This is a genomic window from Pseudomonas sp. S1(2024), assembly GCF_046557535.1.
This window is the reverse complement of the sequence record NZ_JBKGFP010000042.1, coordinates 1-21,263: the sequence shown is the minus strand read 5'-3', so window position 1 is coordinate 21,263 and position 21,263 is coordinate 1. Positions and strand designations below refer to the sequence as shown.

The window sequence follows — 21,263 nt, the reverse complement described above, 5'->3', positions numbered from 1 at the left end:
AGCGGGCGCGCCCGCGAACGAAGCCACCACCGACCAAGGTTTTGTATACACTTATAGAAAACGCACCAAATAATTTCAAAAAAACGACATTTCGCCCTATTCCGGTGCGATTGCTTCTTGGTACATTCCTGAAAAAAACCAATAAGTCCAATCCTCTTGGTGAGATGTCTACCATGATCGAATCTGTCGACAATTTCCTCGCGCGCCTGAAGCAACGCGATCCGGCCCAACCTGAATTCCACCAGGCTGTGGAAGAAGTGCTGCGCAGCCTGTGGCCATTCCTCGAGGCCAACCCGCATTACCTGCAGGCCGGCATTCTGGAGCGCATGGTCGAGCCCGAGCGCGCCGTACTGTTCCGCGTGTCCTGGGTCGATGACCAGGGCAAGGTGCAGGTCAACCGCGGCTACCGCATCCAGATGAGCAGCGCCATCGGCCCGTACAAGGGCGGCCTGCGCTTCCACCCGTCGGTCAACCTGGGCGTGCTGAAGTTCCTGGCCTTCGAGCAGGTGTTCAAGAACTCTCTCACCTCGCTGCCCATGGGCGGCGGCAAAGGCGGCTCGGACTTCGACCCCAAAGGCAAGAGCGACGCCGAAGTCATGCGTTTCTGCCAGGCGTTCATGAGCGAGCTGTACCGCCACATTGGCGCTGACCTGGACGTCCCGGCCGGTGACATCGGCGTGGGTGCCCGCGAAATCGGCTTCATGTTCGGCCAGTACAAGCGCCTGGCCAACCAGTTCACTTCGGTGCTGACCGGCAAGGGCATGACCTACGGCGGCAGCCTGATCCGTCCGGAAGCCACCGGCTACGGCTGCGTGTACTTCGCCGAGGAAATGCTCAAGCGCCAGGACAAGCGTATCGATGGCTGCCGCGTGGCGATTTCCGGTTCGGGTAACGTGGCCCAGTATGCCGCGCGCAAGGTCATGGACCTGGGCGGCAAGGTGATTTCGCTGTCTGACTCCGAAGGCACCCTGTACGCCGAAGCTGGCCTGACCGATGCCCAGTGGGATGCGGTGATGGAGCTGAAGAACGTCAAGCGTGGTCGCATCAGCGAACTGGCCGCGCAGTTCGGCCTGGAGTTCCGCAAGGGCCAGACCCCGTGGAGCCTGCCGTGCGACATCGCCCTGCCGTGTGCCACGCAGAACGAACTGGACGCCGAAGACGCCCGCACCTTGCTGCGCAATGGCTGCATCTGCGTGGCCGAAGGCGCCAACATGCCGACTACCCTGGAGGCTGTGGATATCTTCCTGGAGGCCGGCATCCTGTACGCCCCGGGCAAGGCCTCCAACGCCGGCGGCGTGGCCGTGTCGGGCCTGGAGATGTCGCAGAACGCCATGCGCCTGCTGTGGACTGCCGGTGAGGTGGACAGCAAGCTGCACAACATCATGCAGTCGATTCACCATGCTTGCGTGCATTACGGTGAAGAGGCGGATGGCAGCATCAACTATGTCAAAGGTGCGAACATCGCGGGCTTCGTGAAAGTGGCTGATGCGATGTTGGCGCAGGGCGTGGTTTGATCTGAGGCCGTTGGGGCCGCTTTGCGGCCCTTTCGCGACACAAGGCCGCTCCTACAGGTATCGCGCATGTTCAGAAATGACGCGGTCCTTGTAGGAGCGGCCTTGTGTCGCGATGGGCTGCAAAGCAGCCCCCAGGTCCTCAATCTTCACCAAAAACCTCAACCACTTCGATCACCTGCTCCCCCACCGGCCGCCGCCAGACCACTTCATCCCCAGGCCCTGCCCCGAGCAAAGCCCGCCCCAACGGCGAACCCCAGTTTATCAACCCCCGCCCGGCATCCGCCTCATCCTCGCCCACCAGCCGCACCACATGTTCCTGGTCCTGCGCATCGACATACCGCACCCGGCTGCCAATCTGCACCTTGCTGCGCGACGTCGCCGCCGGCACAACCTGGGCGCTTTGCACTCGCGCGCTGAAGTAGCGCAGGTCCCGTTCGGTATCCGCCAGCCGCTGCTTGTCGCCACGTTCACCTTGTGCCTGCAGTTCGCTGCGCAGGGCATTCAGCTCGGTCACGCGCTCCTGCAGCTGGCGCAGGCCACTGGCAGTGACGTAGTTGGGTTGTTCGCTGACCCGTCGCTCGACCGGCTGATCAGCCTGGGCGGCGGCCTGGTCTTCGTTGACGAATGCTCGGCTCATGCGTGGCCTCCTTTTGCAGGAGACCATCATCGCAGGCCGCCGGTTTCAAGGGATGTCCGTTTGCGACTCAGTTGTGGCGATAGGCGCGTGCGGCGTCGCGGTCCTTTTCCTGCTCCCAGTCGCGCTCGCGCTGGTCCCAGAAGCGCTCGTGGTACTGGCGCTGTTCTTCGCTGTTCTGCATGGCGTGGCACTGGCGAAAGCCGTCGTCCCAGCCGCTTTCGTACTGGCGCTCGTGCAGGTAGCGCGGCACGTCCTTGCGAAAAGCGCCGACCATCAGCCCTGCCGCCTGTCGGCCGCTGCTGCAGCCGTCCTGGAAGCCATCGGCATAGGCAGGGGGATAACCCTGGTGGACCATCTGCTCGTGGGTGGTTTCGCAACCAGACAGCAACAACGCCATGCACACGCCGAACCAGTACCGCGACATAACCACAAAACCCTCCGGTTGATACTGGAAAGTCTAGGTGGCGATTTGTCGGGGGGCCGTCAAAACAGTGTCAAAGAGTCGGTTGGTTCACACTGCTCTGCTGACCTCACTGGCCCATTCGCGGGCACGCCCGCTCCCACAGGATCACCCCAGGATTCGAGGCCAGTGCAGTACCTGTGGGAGCGGGCATGCCCGCGAAAGGCCGCAAAGCGGCCTCAGTAGTGATACCACTTCAACTCCAGCATCACCTCGTTCTGCGCCGTAGCCAGGTGGCTGAACTCTCGCGAAGCACTCAACCGCAGGCCCAGGTTCTGGCTGATCTCCCATTGCTGGTTCAGGCTCACACTGCGCCGTACTTCGCCATTGGTGAAATAATCGCCCTTGGCCTCCAGCGTCATGTTGCCCAGCCCGTTGCGCCACAGCAGCCCGCCATTGAAGCCCGCCGCCGGGGCGATGAACTGGGCAAAATCATTGTGGTGCTCGACCCGCACCGTGCCCAGGGCAAAGCCCAGCAACCCGTCGGCCAGTTGCCAGGTGCCGCCGGCCCCGCCGTTCACATGGCTTACCAGCACTTCGTCATCATGCTTGCCCGGCACGCGCTCCAGCCCGCCGGCCACCTGCCACGACCAGGGCTTGAGTAGCTCGTTGCGCGGTGTCAGCGAACGGATGGTGGCCAGGTCCAGGCGCTGCACCTGCCAGTCATTGCCTTCGTACTGGCGCAGCTTCAGCTGCAGGATCTCGATCTGCGCCCCCAGCGGGAAGCCATAGGCGTTGTCATTCAGGTCGTGGTAGGCCATGCGCAGGCCGTACTCGGCGTAGGCGCGGTCTTCGCGGGTGCCTACGCCCAGCTGCCAGGTGCGCGAGTCATGGCCGTCCTCGGGCAGGCCTGGGCGCTCGATCTGCAGGGGCGGGGGCGGGTTGCTGTTGATTGCCCGCAGCAGATCGAAGCTGCGTTTCGCCTGCCCAGGGTCGCGCTCCTGGCCATTGGCACGGTAACGCTCCAGCCGGTACGCGGCGTCCTGCACCAGCGCCTGGCGCTGGCGGGGGAGAGCCTTGAATTCGGGGCTCTGCAGTTGCCCGGTGTCGGCACTTACAGCCAGCACCTGGCGCTTTTCGTCGTGATCGAGCGGCTCGGCCCGGGCCAGCAGTTCACGTTCGCGAGAGGGGCGGTACGTCTCGCTGGCGACCATGCCTGACTGCTTCACGGCCTTCACCGTGTCGGTCGGGATGGCGGTCAGCGGGAACTGCGAGGTCAGGTCAATGCCCGGCCGGGCCACCTGCAGCAGCTCCAGCAGGCGGTACGAGCAGTTCTCATCGAAGAAGAAGTAGTCGAACTGGATCTGCTTCAGCTCCCACACATGTTCGACCATGCGCCCGGTTTCTTCCGGGGTCAGGTCCAGTTGGTACTCCCACAGGTCGCGGTTTTCCAGGCTGCGGTATTCGGACAGTTTCTCCTGGTAGGGCATCAGCGCGAACAGGCCCGGGTAGCCACCCATCAGGCCCTTCCAGGCATACAGGATGCTGTTGTCGCTGCCTTCGATGTAGGCGCCGAAGTTGATTGCGTAGCTCAGCAGCGTGGTGTCGTCGCTGCGGGTGTTGGACTGGTCGATGCGCAGCAAGGTGTGGCCGAACATCGATGACGGGCTGTTCAGGTAGGCCGCCGGGAAGATCAGCGCCGCACTGTGTGGGTCGATCGACTGGTACCAGGTGGTGAACTCCTGGCAGTCAGGTTGCGGCAAGTCTTGCAGGTCGAGCTGTTCGCGCAGCCAGCGGGTGCGCGCCGGGAATACGCACTGGGCATGCTTGTCGCCGAGGCTGGCCGGGGCGTACAGCGCTTCGACCGTGGCTTTCAGTTCCTGGTCGGGGTGGTGCGCGCCATCCTCGGCGAGGAAGAACGCATCATCATCCACGTAGCTGCGCCAACCACCCAGCTTGGCGGTTTCGTAATGGCCCAGGGCAATCCAGTAAGGGGTGTTGGCCAGTTGCTGGACACGGCCTTGGTCCAGCACGGGCGCGGCATGAACAGGGGCGCAGGCACACAGCGCCAGGCATACGAAGCGTTTGAGCATGTCGGGCAACTACTTCTTAACGATGCCGAAAAAAGGCGAAACCCGCCCCGGGGCCGGGGCGGGAGGAGCTGCACTCAGGCCTCGGTTGCGTATTTGGCCAGGCGTGGGTCGTTCTTCAGAACAGCCAGGGTGTTGCTATGGACGGTTTCGGCAGTGACGTCGGCGCTGCTGAAGATCTGGTTGAAGTGCTGATGGGTGACCGATGCGAAGTAGCCACGGTCTTCCGGCGCCACGCCGAGAACCACGGCATAGGTGGTCAGTGCTTCGCCTTGGCCCATGGCCATGTCTTCGGAAAGTTCATTCATCATGCCGTTCATGGCGAACCAGGACTTGCCGCCGTAGGTCAGCGACGCTTTGGTCGAGCAGCCGTTGGTGCCGGAGGTCATGCCGAAGGTGGCGTTACCGGAGGTGCCGTTGGTGGTGGAAGCCAGGAAGTGTGCCGGAGTGCCGCGCTGGCCTTCGAACAGCATGTTGCCCCAGCCGCAGTTCGGGCCGCCTGGCGCTTCGGCCATGGCATTGATCGAGACCACGGTGAACAGAGTACCCAGAAGAATCCGTTTCATAGCATTTGTTCTCTATTTGACTTAACCAAGGGTCAGGGTTTCTGGCAACTCGGTTGCCAGGTCGGGAAAGCTTTTCACCCACCCGCGCAGCTTGGAGTTTAGGCACGATCTAAGAGTTGCGTTGTTGATTGCGAAAAATTTGCTGCTGCATGACCCGCACCGGCTGCGACATAAAGTCCTGCGGAGCCTTGCAAGGCGCGCGCGGGCAGCGCCAGAATGCTGCGTATCTGCCCCGCCGAAGTAAGGAAACCCAATGCCCGATCCTGTCGCTGCGCGCCTGCGTCTCGCGCCTGAAGCCCTGACCCGGCGTTTCTCCCCCGAGCAGTTTGCCTTTACCAATACCGACGATCTGGAGCCGTTTCGCGGAGTCCTGGGCCAGGAGCGTGCTGTCGAGGCCCTGCAGTTTGGCGTGGCCATGCCGCGCCCTGGTTACAACGTGTACGTGATGGGCGAGCCCGGCACCGGCCGCTTCTCGTTCGTCAAGCGCTACCTCAAGGCCGAGGGCAAGCGTCAGCAGACCCCGGCCGACTGGGTCTACGTCAACCACTTCGATGACACACGCGAACCCCGCGCACTGGAATTGCCGTCCGGCACCGCCGGGGCGTTCATCGCCGACATGAACGGGCTGATCGACAACCTGTTGTCGACCTTCCCTGCAGTATTCGAGCACCCGTCGTACCAGCAGAAGAAAGGCGCCATCGACCGCGCCTTCAACCAGCGTTACGACCGCGCCCTGGATGTGATCGAGCGCGCCTCGCTGGAAAAGGACGTGGCCCTGTACCGCGATGCCAGCAACGTCGCCTTCACCCCGATGGCCGACGGCAAGGCGCTGGATGAAGCCGAATTCGCCCAGTTGCCGGAAGAGGTGCGCGAGCAGTTCCACGAGGATATCGCCCTGCTCGAGGAACGCCTGAACGAAGAGCTGGCCAGCCTGCCGCAATGGAAACGCGAGTCGAACAACCAGCTGCGCCAGCTCAACGAGGAAACCATCACCCTGGCCCTGCAGCCGTTGCTGGCGCCGCTGTCGGAGAAGTACGCCGAGAACGCTGCGGTCTGCGCCTACCTGCAGTCGGTGCAGCTGAACCTGCTGCGTACCGTGGTCGAGCAACTGGTCGATGACAGCAAGACCGACGCGGCTGCGCGCAAGCTGCTGGAAGAGCAGTACGCGCCAAGCCTGGTGGTCGGCCACCACGCCGACGGCGGTGCGCCGGTGGTGTTCGAGCCGCACCCGACCTACGACAACCTGTTTGGCCGTATCGAATACAGCACCGACCAGGGTGCGCTGTACACCTCTTACCGTCAGCTGCGCCCAGGCGCGCTACACCGCGCCAACGGCGGCTTCCTGATTCTGGAAGCCGAGAAAATGTTGGGCGAGCCGTTCGTCTGGGACGCGCTCAAGCGTGCGCTGCAGTCGCGCAAGTTGAAGATGGAGTCGCCACTGGGCGAGCTGGGGCGGGTGGCTACCGTCAGCCTGACGCCGCAGATGATCCCGCTGAACATCAAGCTGGTCATCATCGGTTCGCGCCAGCTTTACTACGCGCTGCAGGACCACGACCCGGACTTCCAGGAGATGTTCCGGGTGCTGGTGGACTTCGACGAAGACATGCCCATGGTCGATGAGAACCTGGAGCAGTTCGCCCAGCTGTTGCGCACCCGCACCAACGAAGAGGGCATGGCGCCACTGACCAGTGACGCGGTGGCGCGTCTGGCCACCTACAGCGCCCGCCTGGCAGAAAACCAGTCGCGCCTGTCGGCACGTATCGGCGACCTGTTCCAGCTGGTCAGCGAAGCTGATTTCATCCGCCAGCTGGCCAGTGACGAAATGACCGACGCCGGGCACATCGAGCGTGCGCTCAAGGCCAAGGCCACCCGCACCGGGCGTGTTTCGCAGCGGGTGCTGGACGACATGCTCGCCGGCATCATCCTGATCGACACCGAAGGCGCGGCCATCGGCAAATGCAACGGCCTGACCGTGCTGGAAGTGGGTGATTCGGCGTTCGGTATGCCGGCGCGTATCTCCGCCACCGTGTACCCGGGCGGCAGCGGTATCGTCGACATCGAGCGTGAGGTAAACCTCGGGCAGCCGATCCACTCCAAGGGTGTGATGATCCTCACCGGTTACCTGGGCAGCCGCTATGCCCAGGAGTTCCCGCTGGCGATCTCGGCGAGCATCGCCCTGGAACAGTCCTACGGCTATGTGGACGGTGACAGCGCCTCGCTGGGCGAAGCCTGCACGCTGATCTCGGCCTTGTCGCGTACGCCGCTCAAGCAGTGCTTCGCCATCACCGGCTCGATCAACCAGTTTGGTGAAGTGCAGGCGGTGGGTGGGGTCAACGAGAAGATCGAAGGCTTCTTCCGCTTGTGCGAGGCGCGTGGCCTGACCGGCGAGCAGGGGGTGATCATCCCGCGTGCCAACGTTGCCACGCTGATGCTCGACGAGCGTGTGCTGCAAGCAGTGGAGAACGGCATGTTCCACGTGTACGCGGTCAGCCAGGCCGACGAGGCGTTGAGCCTGCTGGTGGGCGAGGAGGCCGGTGTGCTGGATGACAAGGGCCAGTTCACCGAAGGCAGCGTCAACGCCCGGGTGGTGGAGCGCCTGCGTGAGATTGCCGAGATGATCAGCGAGGAAGAAATCGAGAAGGCGGAGAAAGAGCGCCTGGAAGAGGTGATTGCCCAGGCCAAGCCGGCCTGAGTCAAAAAGCCGGCGCTGGCGGCGATGTGCTACCGTTCAGCGCCGGTTTTCCATCTTTCTGTACCGTTCTTCTATGCTGGAACTTAAGGACGGTAACAGCGTTCAGGATGGAAACAGCCTGAGGTTCAGGCTGAACAAGGCTTATTGGAGGGGGCGCGGCCATGCGCAATCTCAGCCTCACACGCCAGTGCCTGGGCCTGGTGACCCGCATCGAATGCAGCATCCGTCCGCTGGCCGGGGATAACGGCATGTGGACGCTGCTGTTCGCCGCCGGCATGGCCGGTGAACAACCGTCCGCGATCAAGGCCCAAGGGCCGTTCCATGGGCCGCTGGTGGCCGAATCTGTGCTCAATGCCATTGTCGACAGCTTGACCTTGCATGGGTACCAGGTGGCCGAGGATCCGCAGATCTGGTGTTTGCATTTGCAGGCGCAGTTGCGGCGGATCAACGGTGAGCGGTGTCGGAATCTGGGGGATTACCAGTTTCATCCTGAGACCTGAGTAACTTTTACTGGCCTCATCGCCGGCAAGCCAGCTCCCACAGGTAAAGCAAAGGCCACAGGTCGGTGCTCAACCTGTGGGAGCTGGCTTGCCGGCGATTGGGCTGCAAAGCAGCCCCGTTCACCGGGCTTTTGCTGTAACAGGTGGCTGGCTATACTCGCCGTCGCTTTTTTAGTCACCTGATGAGTCCCGACACTCCATGGAACGTATCCTCGAAAATGCGATGTATGCCTCGCGCTGGCTGCTCGCCCCCATCTACTTCGGCCTGTCCCTCGGCCTGCTGGCCCTGGCGCTGAAATTCTTCCAGGAAGTGGTCCACGTCCTGCCCAACGTCTTCGCCCTCAGCGAAGCCGACCTGATCCTGGTGATCCTGTCGCTGATCGACATGTCGCTGGTGGGCGGCCTGCTGGTGATGGTGATGATCTCCGGCTACGAGAACTTCGTCTCGCAACTGGACATCGACGAGAGCAAGGAAAAGCTCAACTGGCTGGGCAAGATGGACTCTTCGTCGCTGAAGATGAAGGTTGCTGCATCGATTGTGGCCATTTCGTCCATCCACCTGCTGCGGGTGTTCATGGACGCACAGAACATCTCCACCGATTACCTGATGTGGTACGTGATCATCCACATGACCTTCGTGGTCTCGGCATTCTGCATGGGTTACCTGGACAAGCTGACCAAGCACTGAACCTTTCAGGCCTCTTCGCAATCCCTGTGGGAGCGGGCAAGCCCGCGAAGAGGCCGGCACGGTCTAACTGACGAGCGGCGTCAGTCATGCCTTGTGCATTCGCCCTTTCTGTACAAAAAATGAGCTCTCATGCGTGGTTCCCATCGCGAGGTGCTCTCATGAACCTGCATCAGCTCAACACCGAGGCCAGGGCTGGCCATGTCGACGAACTGAACCTGATCGCCATCGAAGGCGGTGACTACCTGCTCGAAGCGCGGATCAAAGGCCACCCCCATCCCCTGTCCGATGCCCGTGGTGAACGCTTGCGCGTGCATTCGGTGGAGGATGCGCGCAAGTTGCTGCAAACCATCCCCATGGTCTCGATGAACCTGGTGCACTGGTCGGTGCAGGACGAAATGTGCGGCATGGGCACGCACCCGGAAGAAGACTTGAAGGTGCCGATTTCCCAGCGCTCGGCCTGGTAGCTGCTCGCAGCGCCCCAGTGTGCTAGGCTGCTCGCCCTTTTCATCAAGGGCGCGGCTTCACTGCGCCCTGCAGTGGAGCACGATAATGTCCGAACTCAACCTGTCCACCGACGAAACGCGCGTCAGCTACGGCATCGGCCGTCAGCTGGGCGGCCAGCTGCGCGACAACCCGCCACCGGGCGTCAGCCTGGAAGCCATCCTGGCTGGCCTGACCGATGCCTTCAACGGCGCCGACAGCCGCGTTAGCGAATCCGACCTGTCGGCCAGCTTCAAGGTGATCCGCGAAGTGATGCAAGCCGAAGCAGCTGCCAAGGCTGAAGCCGCTGCTGCCGCTGGCAAGGCATTCCTGGTCGAGAACGCCAAGCGTGACGGCATCACCACCCTGGCTTCGGGCCTGCAGTTCGAAGTACTGACCGCAGGTGAAGGCGCCAAGCCGACCCGCGAAGACAATGTGCGCACCCACTACCACGGCACCCTGATCGACGGCACTGTGTTCGACAGCTCCTACGACCGTGGTCAGCCGGCTGAATTCCCGGTAGGTGGTGTGATCGCTGGCTGGACCGAAGCCCTGCAGCTGATGAACGCTGGCAGCAAATGGCGCCTGTACGTGCCGAGCGAGCTGGCCTACGGCGCCCAAGGCGTTGGCAGCATCCCGCCGCACAGCGTGCTGGTGTTCGACGTCGAGCTGCTCGACGTTCTGTAATGCCCTCGGGGCCGCTTTGCGGCCCATTCGCGACACAAGGCCGCTCCTACAGGGGAACGCATACACCTGTAGGAGCGGCCTTGTGTCGTGATCGAGGGCGAAGCCCTCGCCAGGTCCGTCAGTTCCAGTCTATCCCTCCGGGGCGCAACGCCCGCGCATAGCAGAACAGAAACAGATTCCGCACTAGCTCCTTGAGTACCCCCGGTTCACTCGAATTCAGCCCGCTCATGTCCAGGTCGCCCTGGTCACGCAGCTCGTCGAGTGCTTCTTCTTCAAGCACCGCGCACACTTCGCCGGTTTCCCGATGAAGAATGCGCAGGTAGGGGTGAGGGCGGTCCAGCCAGGCGTCGATCAGATAAGTCATGGCTATTCTCCTTGGATAGCAGTCCCAATGAGAATAATTCTTATTATCTGAATAGCAAGCGCCAATTGGCGGTTTTATGGAAAATCAGACCTTGCGTACGAACTCGGACTTCAGCTTCATGGCGCCGATGCCGTCGATCTTGCAGTCGATGTCGTGGTCGCCGTCGCACAGGCGGATGTTCTTGACCTTGGTGCCGACCTTGACCACCAGGGACGAGCCCTTGACCTTGAGGTCCTTGATCACGGTGACGGTGTCGCCATCCTGCAGGATGTTGCCGACCGAGTCCTTCTTCACCACCTCGTCGCTGGCCGCTTCGGCGTCGCCGCTGGCCGACCACTCGTGGGCGCATTCAGGGCAGATCAGCTGCGTGCCATCCTCATAGGTGTATTCGGAGTTGCATTTCGGGCAGGGTGGCAGAGTGCTCACTTCGGTTCCTCAAACAAACAGACGGGCGGTTAAAAACCCGAATTGTATAAGGTATTTTTTCAGAAGTGATTATGTCCGGACAAAAGCATCGCGGGCAAGCCAGCTCATACAGGCGACGCAATCCTGTAGGAGCGGGCTTGCCCGCGAATGAAGACGACTCGGTCTATCAGTGAGTACGCGCGACAGCAAACTCGCTCAACTCGACCAGCGCATCACGATATTCGCTGGCCGGCAGCACTTCCAGGCACTGGATGGCACGCTTCACATAGTCACGCGCAAGCTCCGCCGTGTACTTCAGAGCACCTGACTCCTCGACTGCCACGCGAATCTGCTCCAGGTCTTCCAGGCCACCCTTCTGGATCGCCTGGCGCACCAGCGCAGCCTGTTCGGCGGTGCCTTCGCGCATGGTGTAGATCAGCGGCAGGGTAGGCTTGCCTTCGGCCAGGTCGTCACCGACGTTCTTGCCCAGGGTCTGCGAGTCGCCCTTGTAGTCCAGCAGGTCGTCGACCAGCTGGAACGCCACGCCCAGGTGGTCACCGAAGGTACGCAGGGCCTCGCGCTGTTCGTCGGTTGCTTCGGCCAGTGCGGCGGCGCTGTGGGTCGAAGCCTCGAACAGCATCGCGGTCTTGCCGCGGATGACCTCCATGTAGACTTCCTCGGTGGTACTGGCATCGCGTACCCGCGACAGCTGCAGCACCTCACCTTCGGCAATCACGCGGGTGGCCTTGGACAGGATCTGCATGACCGGCATCGAGCCCAGTTCGACCATCATCTCGAACGAGCGCGAATAGAGGAAGTCGCCCACCAGCACGCTCGGCGCGTTGCCCCACAGGGCATTGGCGGTGGAGCGGCCACGGCGCATGCCGGACATGTCGACCACGTCGTCGTGCAGCAGGGTAGCGGTGTGCAGGAATTCGATGGTGGCAGCCAGCAGGCGCAGGTCGTCGCCTTCGCGGCCCAGGGCCTTGCCACACAGCAGCACCAGCAGGGGGCGCAGGCGCTTGCCACCGGCGGACGTGATATAGTCGCCGATCTTCGATACCAGCGGCACGCGCGAGGTCAGCTGCTTCTTGATGATCTCGTCGACGGCGCTGAAATCATCAGCCACCGCGCGGTAGAAGGATTGGGGTTGCATCGGCTGCTCCAGTGAGGTTGCGCGGCATGCTAGGTCGCGGGTCCCGGTGTGTCAAGGCGCGGTGCCAGCGCCCCGGGGGCGGCACTTGCAAGCAAAACCGCGGTTGCGTACAATCGCGCACCCTAACTTCCTGGGCAGCACCTGCCTTACGCAATTGCGCCGGGCCGTTCCAGCCCTGTGCAGCCATGCCAGCCAATACTCATCATATAAAGCGCTGGGTGAGCAGGATTATCGGAGAAATACCATGTCTTACGCAGTAATCGTTACCGGCGGCAAGCAGTACAAAGTCGCTGAAGGTGAATTCCTCAAGATCGAAAAACTGGAAGTCGCCACTGGCGAATCCGTGACCTTCGATCGCGTCCTGCTGGTCGCCAACGGTGAAGAAGTCACCATCGGTGCTCCAGTTGTTGCTGGCGCTAAAGTAGTGGCCGAAGTCGTTTCGCAAGGCCGCCACGACAAGGTTCGCATCATCAAGTTCCGTCGTCGTAAGCACCACATGAAGCGTATGGGCCACCGCCAGTGGTTCACCGAGATCAAAATCACCGGTATCCAGGCTTAATCCCCTAGATCCCCTGAATTTATTTGGAGAATTGAACCATGGCTCACAAGAAGGCTGGTGGTAGTACTCGTAACGGTCGCGACTCAGAATCGAAACGCCTTGGCGTGAAGATGTATGGCGGCCAGGTTATCAAGCCAGGCAACATCATCGTCCGTCAGCGCGGCACCGAATTCCACGCTGGCTACGGTGTTGGCATGGGCAAGGATCACACCTTGTTCGCCAAGATCGAAGGCGTGATCAAGTTCGAGAAAAAAGGCGAGTTCATGCGCCGTTACGTGAGCATCGTCGCCGCTTAATCGCGACGTCGCTCCAGAAGCCCCGTCATGCGACGGGGCTTTTTCGTTTGTGGTGAGCCTCTTGCAAAGCTGTTTGTATGGGCTGCCGGCGTGGGTTTCTACGGTCGTACGGGGCCGCCGCGCTCATTTTTGCAAGAGCCTCAGGTTTTTCAGGTATTCAACTCGCCAGCAGGCGAGAGGCGGTTTTGAATGAAGTTTGTTGACGAAGTATCCATTCGGGTCAAGGCCGGTGACGGTGGCAACGGTTGCATGAGCTTCCGTCGCGAGAAATTCATCGAGAACGGTGGCCCCAACGGTGGTGACGGTGGCGACGGTGGTTCGGTGTACATGATCGCCGACGAAAACCTCAACACCCTGGTCGACTATCGCTACACCCGTCACCACGAGGCCCAGCGTGGCGCCAACGGCGGCAGCACCGACTGCACCGGCAAGAAGGGCGACGACCTGTACCTGCGTGTGCCGGTCGGCACTACCGTGATCGACGCCTCCACCCAGGAAGTGATCGGTGACCTGGTCACCCCGGGCCAGAAACTGATGGTCGCCCAGGGCGGCTGGCACGGTTTGGGCAACACCCGCTTCAAGTCCAGCACCAACCGTGCACCGCGCCAGACCACCCCGGGCAAGCCAGGTGACCAGCGTGACCTGAAGATGGAAATGAAAGTGCTGGCTGACGTCGGCCTGCTGGGCCTGCCGAATGCCGGCAAGAGCACTTTCATTCGCTCGGTTTCGGCCGCCAAGCCGAAGGTGGCCGACTACCCGTTCACCACCCTGGTGCCGAACCTGGGTGTGGTCAGCGTCGACCGCTGGAAGAGCTTCGTCATCGCCGACATTCCCGGCCTGATCGAAGGTGCTTCCGAAGGCGCCGGCCTGGGTATCCGCTTCCTCAAGCACCTGGCGCGTACCCGCGTACTGCTGCACCTGGTGGACATGGCGCCGCTGGACGGAAGCAGCCCAGCCGATGCCGCCGAAGTCATCGTCAACGAGCTGACCCGCTTCAGCCCGTCGCTGGCCGAGCGTGAGCGCTGGCTGGTGCTGAACAAGGCCGACATGGTCATGGATGACGAGCGCGACGAGCGGGTCAAGGAGGTGGTCGAGCGCCTGCAGTGGGAGGGCCCGGTCTACGTGATTTCGGCCATCTCCAAGCAGGGCACCGAAAAGCTCAGCCACGACCTGATGCGCTACCTCGAAGACCGCGCCGACCGCCTGGCCAACGACCCGGCCTACGCCGAAGAGCTGGCCGACCTCGACCAGCGCATCGAAGACGAAGCCCGTGCCCAGCTGCAGGCCCTGGACGATGCCCGTACCCTGCGCCGTACTGGTGTCAAGAGCGTGCACGACATCGGCGACGATGATGGTTGGGACGATGATTTCGAGGACGACGAAGACGGCCCGGAAATCATTTACGTGCGCGACTGACCGGTTGCAGTACACTAAACGCCGCTCTTTGGAGCGGCGTTTTTGTATCCACGGTATCTACAGATTCGACATAGGTTGGAAGAAGATGCGAAGCAAGGTGACGGGCGCCAAGCGCTGGGTCGTGAAGATTGGCAGTGCTCTGCTGACCGCCGATGGCAAAGGCCTCGATCGCGGTGCCATGGCCGTTTGGGTCGAGCAGATGGTCGCGCTGCGTGAGGCAGGCGTGGAGTTGGTACTGGTCTCCTCCGGGGCCGTGGCTGCCGGCATGAGCCAGCTGGGCTGGACGTCGCGACCGAGTGCGATGAACGAGCTGCAGGCGGCTGCCTCGATCGGCCAGATGCGCCTGGTGCAGGCCTGGGAGTCGAGCTTCGGCGAGCACGGCAAGCACACCGCGCAAATCCTGCTGACCCATGACGACCTGTCCGACCGCAAGCGCTACCTGAACGCCCGCAGCACCCTGCGCACGCTGGTCGACCTGGGCGTGGTGCCGGTGATCAACGAAAACGATACCGTGGTCACCGATGAGATCCGCTTCGGCGACAACGACACCCTGGCGGCGCTGGTGGCCAACCTGGTCGAGGCTGACCTGCTGGTGATTCTCACCGACCGCGATGGCATGTTCGACGCAGATCCGCGCAACAATCCCGAAGCCCAGCTGATCTACGAGGCTCGCGCCGACGACCCGGCACTGGATGCCGTGGCCGGCGGTACCGGTGGCGCGCTGGGTCGTGGCGGCATGCAGACCAAGCTGCGCGCCGCGCGCCTGGCTGCCCGTTCCGGTGCCCACACCATCATCATCGGTGGCCGCATCGAGCGCGTGCTGGATCGCCTCAAGGCTGGCGAACGCCTGGGTACCTTGCTGTCGCCCGAGCGCGGCATGCTTGCCGCGCGCAAGCAGTGGCTGGCCGGCCACCTGCAGACCCGTGGCACCCTGGTGCTGGATGCCGGTGCCGTGCAGGCGCTGCGCCAGGCCAACAAGAGCCTGCTGCCGGTTGGCGTGAAGACCGTGCAGGGCAGCTTCCGTCGTGGCGAGATGGTGGTGTGCGTCGGCCCGGACGGCCTGGAAGTAGCCCGTGGGCTGGCCAACTACAGCGCCCTTGAGGCGCAGAAGATCATCGGCCAGCCCTCCGATGCCATCGAAAGCCTGCTGGGCTACAGCGCAGAACCGGAGTTGGTGCACCGCGACAACCTGGTGCTGGTATGAGCGTGCTGAAACGGGTAATCGGCGTGGCGGCATTGGTGCTGCCAATGCTGGCCGGGGCCGAGGAAATCGGCCAGGTGTCCACCGTGTTCAAGTTCCTCGGGCCGAATGATCGTATTGTGGTCGAGGCGTTCGACGACCCCAAGGTCGAGGGCGTGACCTGCTACCTGTCGCGGGCCAAGACCGGCGGCGTGAAGGGTGGGCTGGGGCTGGCGGAGGACCGGGCGGAGGCATCGATTGCCTGTCGTCAGGTCGGGCCGATCAACTTCAAGGGTGAGCTGAAGGATGGCGAGGAAGTGTTCAAGGAACGCACCTCGCTGGTGTTCAAGACCATGCAGGTGGTGCGCTTCCTCGACAAGAAGCGCAATACGCTGGTGTACCTGGTGTACAGCGACCGCATGATCGAAGGCAGCCCGCAGAATGCGGTGACCGCGATTCCGATTCTGCCTTGGGCTCATTGATAGCCTGACAGATCGCCGGGAGGCCTTTGGCCTCCATCGCCGGCAAGCCAGCTCCCACAGGTACATTGCAGGCCTCGGGGCTTGTGCAATATCTGTGGGAGCTGGCTTGCCGGCGAAAGGGCCGCAAAGCGGCCCCAATTACCTCAGGCCAATTCCTCGGCCTGATGATCCTCACGCACAACCGCCTTCACCTCATCGCGACGGCTGATGAACTTCCAGTCCGCCTCGTCGATGTAGATGCCATTCGGCCCACTGCCACCTTCCAGGTCGATCGCCACGCGCGCCGACACCTGCGGCTTCACGCTCGCCAGGATCGGCACGAAGCCGAGCTGCAGGCTGGTCTCCAGCAGTGCAGCCTGGTTGCGTTCGTCGATGTCCGCCGCTTCGTCCAGGTAGTACGGCAGGCGGATACGCCCGGCCAGGTCGCGGTCCATCAGGTGCAGCAACAGGTACATGTTGGTCAGCGCCTTGATGGTCATGGTGGTGCCGTTGGATGCCGCGCCGTCGATGTCGGCATGGATCACCGGCTGGCCGTTGACCTTGGTGATCTCGAATGCCAGCTCGAACAGGTCCTTCAGGCCCAGCTGGTTGTGGTTGGCCGCCACCAGCCGTGCCAGGTATTCCTTGGCCTCTTCGTTCTTGTTGTCCTGCTCGGCGCTCTGGGTCAGGTCGAATACCGACAGGGTTTCGCCTTCTTCGTACTGACCGGCGCTGTGAATGATCTGGTCGATGTGCTTGAGCGCTTCCTTGTTCGGCGCCAGCACCACGCGGAAGCTCTCCAGGTTGGATACCTGGCGCTTGTTGATCTCGCGGTTGAACAGCGCCAACTGGTGCTCGAGGCTGTCGTAGTCGCTGCGGATGTTGCGCAGGGTCCGGGCGATGTCGGTGACCGCAGCGCGGCGGGCCTTGGCCAAGGTCAGGGCTTCGTCGGTGCGGTGCGCGTAGGCATTCACCAGCAGCTGCAGGCGGCGTTCCATGTCGTCTTCACTGTCGAACTTGGCTACGCCTTTCAGGCGCACCTGGGCGTACAGCGCCTCGATCTGGTTGTCGACCCGTTGCAGGCTCTGCCAGCTGTCCTGGTAGTCGTTGAGCAGTGGCAGCAGGTTGTCCATCGAGTCGTCGATGGCTTCCATGTACGGCGTGCCGTAGGGCAGGTCGGCCGGCAGCAGCTGGCGACGGCGCAGGGCGTCTTCCAGGGTGCGCTGCTTGGCCTCGAGGTCGCCGATCTGCCGGCCGACCAGCTGCAGCTTGGCCGACAGCTGCTGGACACGTTCAGTGAAGGCGTCGCTGGAGCGTTTGAGTTCGTCCTGGGCGGCTTCGAGCTGCGACAGCTGTTCCAGCTTCTCGGGCTCTTCGGCGGCCAGGGTTTCGCTGCGGCGGAAGTCTTCCAGCGCTTTCTGCGCGTCCAGTACTTCCTGGTAAAGGGCTTCGGTCTGCGCCTTGGAGGCGGAGCGGTCGGCGGCCACGGCTTGCTGGGTCTTGAGCTGCTTCAGCTCTTTTTCCAGGCGCTCTTTCTGGTCACGCAGGGCGGCACGGTCGGCCAGGGCCTGCAGTGCCGGCGGGTCGATGTGCGACAGGTCGATGGACAGGCCCGGGGCTTCGAAGCGTTCGCCCTTGAAGCCGTCGAGCACCGCTTCCAGCGATTTTACCCACAGGTCGCTGTCGTCCAGTTCGATACCGCGCTCACCCAGCGGCAGGCTGAACAGTGCGCCATTGAACAGGCGCATCAGGCGGTCGACGTCCTGCTGCGAGAACTCTTCGCGCAGGCGGGCGTAGCTGTTGTTGTCGGCGTGGTCGAGCTGTTGCTTGACCTGCTTCAGGCGCTTTTCCAGGTCGCGGACGCGTTCGTCCAGGTCTTCGGCGCTGAACTGCCGCGACTGGGCCAGGGCGCCGGCCAGTTCGTCGTGGGCGTCCTTGGCCGCCAGCAGTTGCTGCTCAAGCACCTTGACGTCATCGACCAGGGCGAAGCGATGCTTGAGCACCGACAGTTCGCCCAGCCAGCGCTGGATACCGGTGATTTCACGCTCCAGGCGCATCAGTTCCTGAGTACCGCCGCGCTGGTCGTTCTGCAGGCGGTCCTGCTCGCCACGGTAGTGCTCGGCCTGGATCACCAGCTCTTCCTTGCGCGCCATGGCGTATTCCTGCCAGGTGCCCAGCAGGGTGTCGAGCACTGGTGAAATGCGGTGCAGCTTGCCGCGCAGGATGTCGCGCTGGGCCACGCCACCGGCCAGGGCCTCGACCAGCGGGCCGGCGGCGACCAGGGCGTTGTAGTCCTGTTCCATGCGGCGCACGTCGCGGAAGGCTTCCTCGCACGCGGCGATATAGTCGACGCTACCAGAGCGCAGGCTGTGCTCGAAGGCGTCGAGGAACAGTTGCTTGAGCTTGGCGGCGGTGATTTCGCGCATGTGCAGCAGGTTGATAAACAGCGCGCGGAAGGTTTTCAGGCTTTGCTCGCTGGTCGAGCGCAGCGGGATCATGGTCAGGTCCAGCGGCACCGAGGTGTGGCCACCGACCAGCAGACGACGCAGTTCGTCAGGCTTCAGCTCGTAGGCCTTGATCCCCAGGCGCTCGAGGTTGGTGAACAGCTCTTTCTGGCGCAGGCAGGTGTCGTTCTTCTGGTAGTGGGCCAGGTCCAGTTCGCCCTTGTAGGCAAAGAACTGGTGGCCGAAACCGCCGCCCGGGCCGCGGCCGACAACGCCGATGACGTGCGGGCCGTGTGGCAGGCTCAGTTCGCAGAGAATGTACGAGGTGTCGCTGGCGAAGTAGAAGCGGCGCGACTGCTCGAGGCTGTACTTGCCGAAGCTCATGTCCGACATGCGCGCCAGGATCGGGAACTGCAGGGCGTTGATCGACGCCGATTTACCCAGGTTGTTGGCACCGTATACCGACAGTGGGTGCTCCAGCGGGAACAGGCCAAGGCTGTAGCCGGCGGTGTTGAGCAGTGCGAAGCGGCGGATGCCGTAGCGTTCCTGGCTCATGCGTCAATCTCCTGTTGCTCTTCGCGGATGGCCCGGGCCAGGGCTTCCTCTTCGCTTTCCTCGCCCTCGAAGGGGCTGAGGTCGAGCGGGTCGTCGGTGCGGTTGAGTTCTTCGGGGCTTTCTTCCTCGACCAGTACCGGGGTCGGCAGCGGCAGGTCGCTGTGCAGGGTGGCGGCCAGGTCGCGGTCCTGCTGCACGGCCAGGCACACGTCGAGGAAGCGATGCATCGGCGGCAGGAAGCGGTAGATGCCGCCTTCCTCGAAGGCGAAGCCGAGCTGGGTCATGCGGCGCAGGATTTTTTCTTCCAGCTCGTCCACGGTCTGCACTTCGGCCTGCAGGAAAAGGTCGCGGTACTTGTCCAGCAGCGAGGGCAGTTCGTCACGGCCAATGCTGCCGCCATCGAGCACGGCCATCGGGTCGCGGCCCTGGTCGGCCAGGTGTTCGACCAGGATGAAGGTGAACAGCGACAGGCGCTGCGCGGTCTTGTTGACCTGCGCGGCGGTCATGTCCGGCACGAAGTAGTAGAAGCCACGGGTGTCGCACACCAGTTCGAAGCCCAGGGCCTTGAACAGGGTGCGGTACTGGTCCTGGAAGTTCGACAGCTGGGCGTACAGCTCGGGGTCGCGGCGGCTGACGTGGAAGCCTTTGAACAGCTCGCGGAAGATCGGCGCGAGCTGGGACAGTTCGGAAAGATCAAGATGCATGGGCTGGGCTCGCGTTGGATTCGGTAGGCGCGCTGGCGGCGTCTTCGCGGCTGGAGGTCAGGGCGAACGAGCGCAGGCTGACCAGGTGTTCCTGGGTGATGTACTCGCGGCGGTCGAGGCGTTCGCGCTTGAAGCGCTTTTCCCGCGACAGGCGCGAGAACCAGTACAGCAGCTCGTCGGTGGCGCCTTCGGGTTCCTGCTCCAGCAGCCAGACCATCAGGTCGGGCAGCGGCAGGGCCTGTTCGCAGCGTTCGGCCATTTCCTTGACCGTGCGCGGTGCGCGGGGCAGGGCGCCGGACTGGGTCTTGTGGGCCTTGGGGAAGCGCGCCGGCTTGGGCTCGAAGCGGGCCAGTGCGTAGACATAGGCCTCGACCTGGCTGGCGCTGCCGAGGAAGGTGCTTTGCGGGCGGGTGAACATCGGCATGGCCGCTTGCGGTACGGCGTCGATGCCCTTGCGCCGGATCACCGACAGGGCCAGTGCGGCGCCACGGGTCACGGCGTTGTGCCGGCGGGCTTCTTCACGCAGCGGCAACAGCAATTCGCGGGCGTGGCGCAGGGTCAGCTGGGCGCTGGTCTGCATTTCCAGGATGCGCGCGTGGGTGCGCAGCAGCATGTCGTCGTCGACCAGGTGGCCCAGGCGCGCCTGTTCGCCCAGCAGCTTCAGCAGCACGGTCTCGACCTTGCGCACGCCCTGTTCGAAGGCGCCGTCGGCGTTGACCAGCTGGATCATCGGCTCGACGTACTCGTCCCAGGTCGCCAGTACTTCGGCATAGCGCTGGCGCAGCGGGATCTGGCGGTTGCTGGTCTTGGCCCGCTCGGCCACGGCCACCAGTGCCTGTTCGTCGTTGTCGAGCTTCTTCAGTACATCGCGCACCCGCATGTCGAGCAGGCGCAGCTGGCGCGCCAGGTCGTCGCTGTCGCGGTTGTCGAAGGCGTCCTGGATATGCCCGGCCAGGCGCTCAAGGTGGCGCAGGTAGGCTTCGATCTCCAGGCACAGGCCCAGCCGGTGTTCGCGGCGCAGGTAGGCGAGGAAGTCGTGGATCTGCGCGTTGAGCTCGAAACGGTTCGGGCTCTTGGCCACCGGGACCAGGATATCCAGGCGGATCCACACGTCGAGCAGCTGGGTGATGTCCTGCGGGGTGCTCTCGACCTGCTGGCGGGCCACATGCTGACGCAATTCGACCAGGCTCAGGGTGCCCTGGTCGAAACGCTCGCACAGCGGCTCGATCAGGGCCCAGTGTTCGGCTAGGGCGCGCAGGACGCGCTTGGGTTCGATCATTGGCTTCGACTCGTTGCCAAGAAAAAGGGGGCGATTGTACTGCATCCGGGGGGGAGGTTTTCACCCCTTGGTCTGTAATGGGGGATCACCCTTGCTTTGATGAGGGTTTCACTGGCCCTTTCGCGGGCACGCCCGCCCCCCCCGAGGAACCCGAAAAAAACTCCAGGGAGGGGGGGGTACAGAAGGGGGA

Annotated in this window: 21 protein-coding genes; 11 read left to right on the top strand and 10 right to left on the bottom strand. The window is 63.0% G+C overall.

From position 1 onward, the window contains the following. Positions 1–173 precede the first annotated feature (173 nt). Complete coding sequence (gene gdhA / locus ACLCGK_RS11880; protein WP_015268894.1) at positions 174–1,514, top strand: NADP-specific glutamate dehydrogenase; 1,341 nt, start codon at positions 174–176, stop codon at positions 1,512–1,514. Between the two features lie 139 nt (positions 1,515–1,653). Here the strand turns inward: gdhA and ACLCGK_RS11875 are convergent, their stop codons facing one another. From ACLCGK_RS11875 to ACLCGK_RS11860, 4 genes are all read right to left on the bottom strand, one after another. Next, positions 1,654–2,151, bottom strand: coding sequence for a GreA/GreB family elongation factor (locus ACLCGK_RS11875; RefSeq protein WP_410952056.1), 498 nt, complete (start codon positions 2,149–2,151; stop codon positions 1,654–1,656). Between the two features lie 67 nt (positions 2,152–2,218). Continuing rightward, positions 2,219–2,575, bottom strand: coding sequence for a hypothetical protein (locus ACLCGK_RS11870; RefSeq protein WP_013970815.1), 357 nt, complete (start codon positions 2,573–2,575; stop codon positions 2,219–2,221). A 215-nt stretch (positions 2,576–2,790) separates the two neighbouring features. Next, a complete protein-coding gene (locus ACLCGK_RS11865; protein WP_410952055.1) occupies positions 2,791–4,644 on the bottom strand; it encodes a DUF4105 domain-containing protein in 1,854 nt (617 codons plus the stop codon). Between the two features lie 74 nt (positions 4,645–4,718). Further along, entirely contained in the window at positions 4,719–5,207 is a 489-nt protein-coding gene (locus tag ACLCGK_RS11860) for a DUF3015 domain-containing protein (RefSeq protein WP_003256313.1), read from the bottom strand. 253 nt (positions 5,208–5,460) lie between these two features. Here ACLCGK_RS11860 and ACLCGK_RS11855 point away from each other — a divergent pair, with 253 nt between their 5' ends. The 5 genes from ACLCGK_RS11855 (at position 5,461) to ACLCGK_RS11835 (ending at position 10,254) form a co-directional block, all read left to right on the top strand. Next, the gene (locus tag ACLCGK_RS11855) at positions 5,461–7,899 is read left to right on the top strand and encodes a Lon protease family protein (RefSeq protein ID WP_013970817.1); all 2,439 of its coding nucleotides are present in this window, start codon (positions 5,461–5,463) and stop codon (positions 7,897–7,899) included. 161 nt (positions 7,900–8,060) lie between these two features. Next, positions 8,061–8,399, top strand: coding sequence for a hypothetical protein (locus tag ACLCGK_RS11850; RefSeq protein ID WP_003247487.1), 339 nt, complete (start codon positions 8,061–8,063; stop codon positions 8,397–8,399). A gap of 199 nt (positions 8,400–8,598) precedes the next feature. Beyond that, entirely contained in the window at positions 8,599–9,087 is a 489-nt protein-coding gene (locus tag ACLCGK_RS11845; protein ID WP_003247486.1) for a TIGR00645 family protein, read from the top strand. Between the two features lie 158 nt (positions 9,088–9,245). Beyond that, a complete protein-coding gene (locus ACLCGK_RS11840) occupies positions 9,246–9,551 on the top strand; it encodes a DUF6482 family protein (RefSeq protein WP_015268897.1) in 306 nt (101 codons plus the stop codon). Positions 9,552–9,636: 85 nt separating this feature from the next. Next, positions 9,637–10,254, top strand: a complete 618-nt coding sequence (locus ACLCGK_RS11835) for an FKBP-type peptidyl-prolyl cis-trans isomerase (RefSeq protein ID WP_410952054.1) — start codon at positions 9,637–9,639, stop codon at positions 10,252–10,254. A 118-nt stretch (positions 10,255–10,372) separates the two neighbouring features. Here ACLCGK_RS11835 and ACLCGK_RS11830 read toward each other — a convergent pair whose 3' ends face one another. The 3 genes from ACLCGK_RS11830 to ACLCGK_RS11820 form a co-directional block, all read right to left on the bottom strand. Then, positions 10,373–10,618 carry a hypothetical protein gene (locus ACLCGK_RS11830; RefSeq protein WP_253138618.1) on the bottom strand — a complete coding sequence of 82 codons (246 nt, stop codon included), beginning with the start codon at positions 10,616–10,618 and terminating at the stop codon, positions 10,373–10,375. A gap of 84 nt (positions 10,619–10,702) precedes the next feature. Further along, entirely contained in the window at positions 10,703–11,044 is a 342-nt protein-coding gene (locus ACLCGK_RS11825; RefSeq protein ID WP_009686103.1) for a zinc ribbon domain-containing protein YjdM, read from the bottom strand. Positions 11,045–11,210: 166 nt separating this feature from the next. Next, positions 11,211–12,179 carry a polyprenyl synthetase family protein gene (locus tag ACLCGK_RS11820; RefSeq protein WP_003256318.1) on the bottom strand — a complete coding sequence of 323 codons (969 nt, stop codon included), beginning with the start codon at positions 12,177–12,179 and terminating at the stop codon, positions 11,211–11,213. Between the two features lie 244 nt (positions 12,180–12,423). Here ACLCGK_RS11820 and rplU point away from each other — a divergent pair, with 244 nt between their 5' ends. The 5 genes from rplU to ACLCGK_RS11795 all read left to right on the top strand — a co-directional run bounded on the left by rplU (position 12,424) and on the right by ACLCGK_RS11795 (position 16,112). After that, the gene (rplU, locus tag ACLCGK_RS11815) at positions 12,424–12,738 is read left to right on the top strand and encodes a 50S ribosomal protein L21 (RefSeq protein ID WP_003247466.1); all 315 of its coding nucleotides are present in this window, start codon (positions 12,424–12,426) and stop codon (positions 12,736–12,738) included. A gap of 38 nt (positions 12,739–12,776) precedes the next feature. Further along, positions 12,777–13,034, top strand: coding sequence for a 50S ribosomal protein L27 (gene rpmA, locus ACLCGK_RS11810; protein WP_003247464.1), 258 nt, complete (start codon positions 12,777–12,779; stop codon positions 13,032–13,034). A gap of 189 nt (positions 13,035–13,223) precedes the next feature. Further along, positions 13,224–14,450 carry an Obg family GTPase CgtA gene (gene cgtA, locus ACLCGK_RS11805; protein ID WP_013970821.1) on the top strand — a complete coding sequence of 409 codons (1,227 nt, stop codon included), beginning with the start codon at positions 13,224–13,226 and terminating at the stop codon, positions 14,448–14,450. A gap of 85 nt (positions 14,451–14,535) precedes the next feature. Beyond that, entirely contained in the window at positions 14,536–15,654 is a 1,119-nt protein-coding gene (gene proB, locus ACLCGK_RS11800; RefSeq protein WP_015268899.1) for a glutamate 5-kinase, read from the top strand. After that, a complete protein-coding gene (locus ACLCGK_RS11795) occupies positions 15,651–16,112 on the top strand; it encodes a CreA family protein (protein WP_003256322.1) in 462 nt (153 codons plus the stop codon). The genes proB and ACLCGK_RS11795 overlap by 4 nt, the downstream gene beginning before the upstream one ends. Before the next feature lie 143 nt (positions 16,113–16,255). On the opposite strand, the gene mksF is transcribed toward ACLCGK_RS11795, so the two are convergent. Genes mksF through mksB form a run of 3 tightly spaced genes read right to left on the bottom strand, consistent with a single transcriptional unit; the run spans position 16,256 to position 21,073 of the window. After that, positions 16,256–19,090, bottom strand: a complete 2,835-nt coding sequence (gene mksF / locus ACLCGK_RS11790; RefSeq protein WP_410952053.1) for an Mks condensin complex protein MksF — start codon at positions 19,088–19,090, stop codon at positions 16,256–16,258. Further along, positions 19,087–19,794 carry an Mks condensin complex protein MksE gene (gene mksE, locus ACLCGK_RS11785; RefSeq protein ID WP_013970824.1) on the bottom strand — a complete coding sequence of 236 codons (708 nt, stop codon included), beginning with the start codon at positions 19,792–19,794 and terminating at the stop codon, positions 19,087–19,089. Before mksE ends, mksF begins: the two co-directional genes overlap by 4 nt. Beyond that, complete coding sequence (mksB, locus tag ACLCGK_RS11780; protein WP_024086237.1) at positions 19,784–21,073, bottom strand: Mks condensin complex protein MksB; 1,290 nt, start codon at positions 21,071–21,073, stop codon at positions 19,784–19,786. The genes mksE and mksB overlap by 11 nt, the downstream gene beginning before the upstream one ends. Positions 21,074–21,263: the final 190 nt, after the last annotated feature.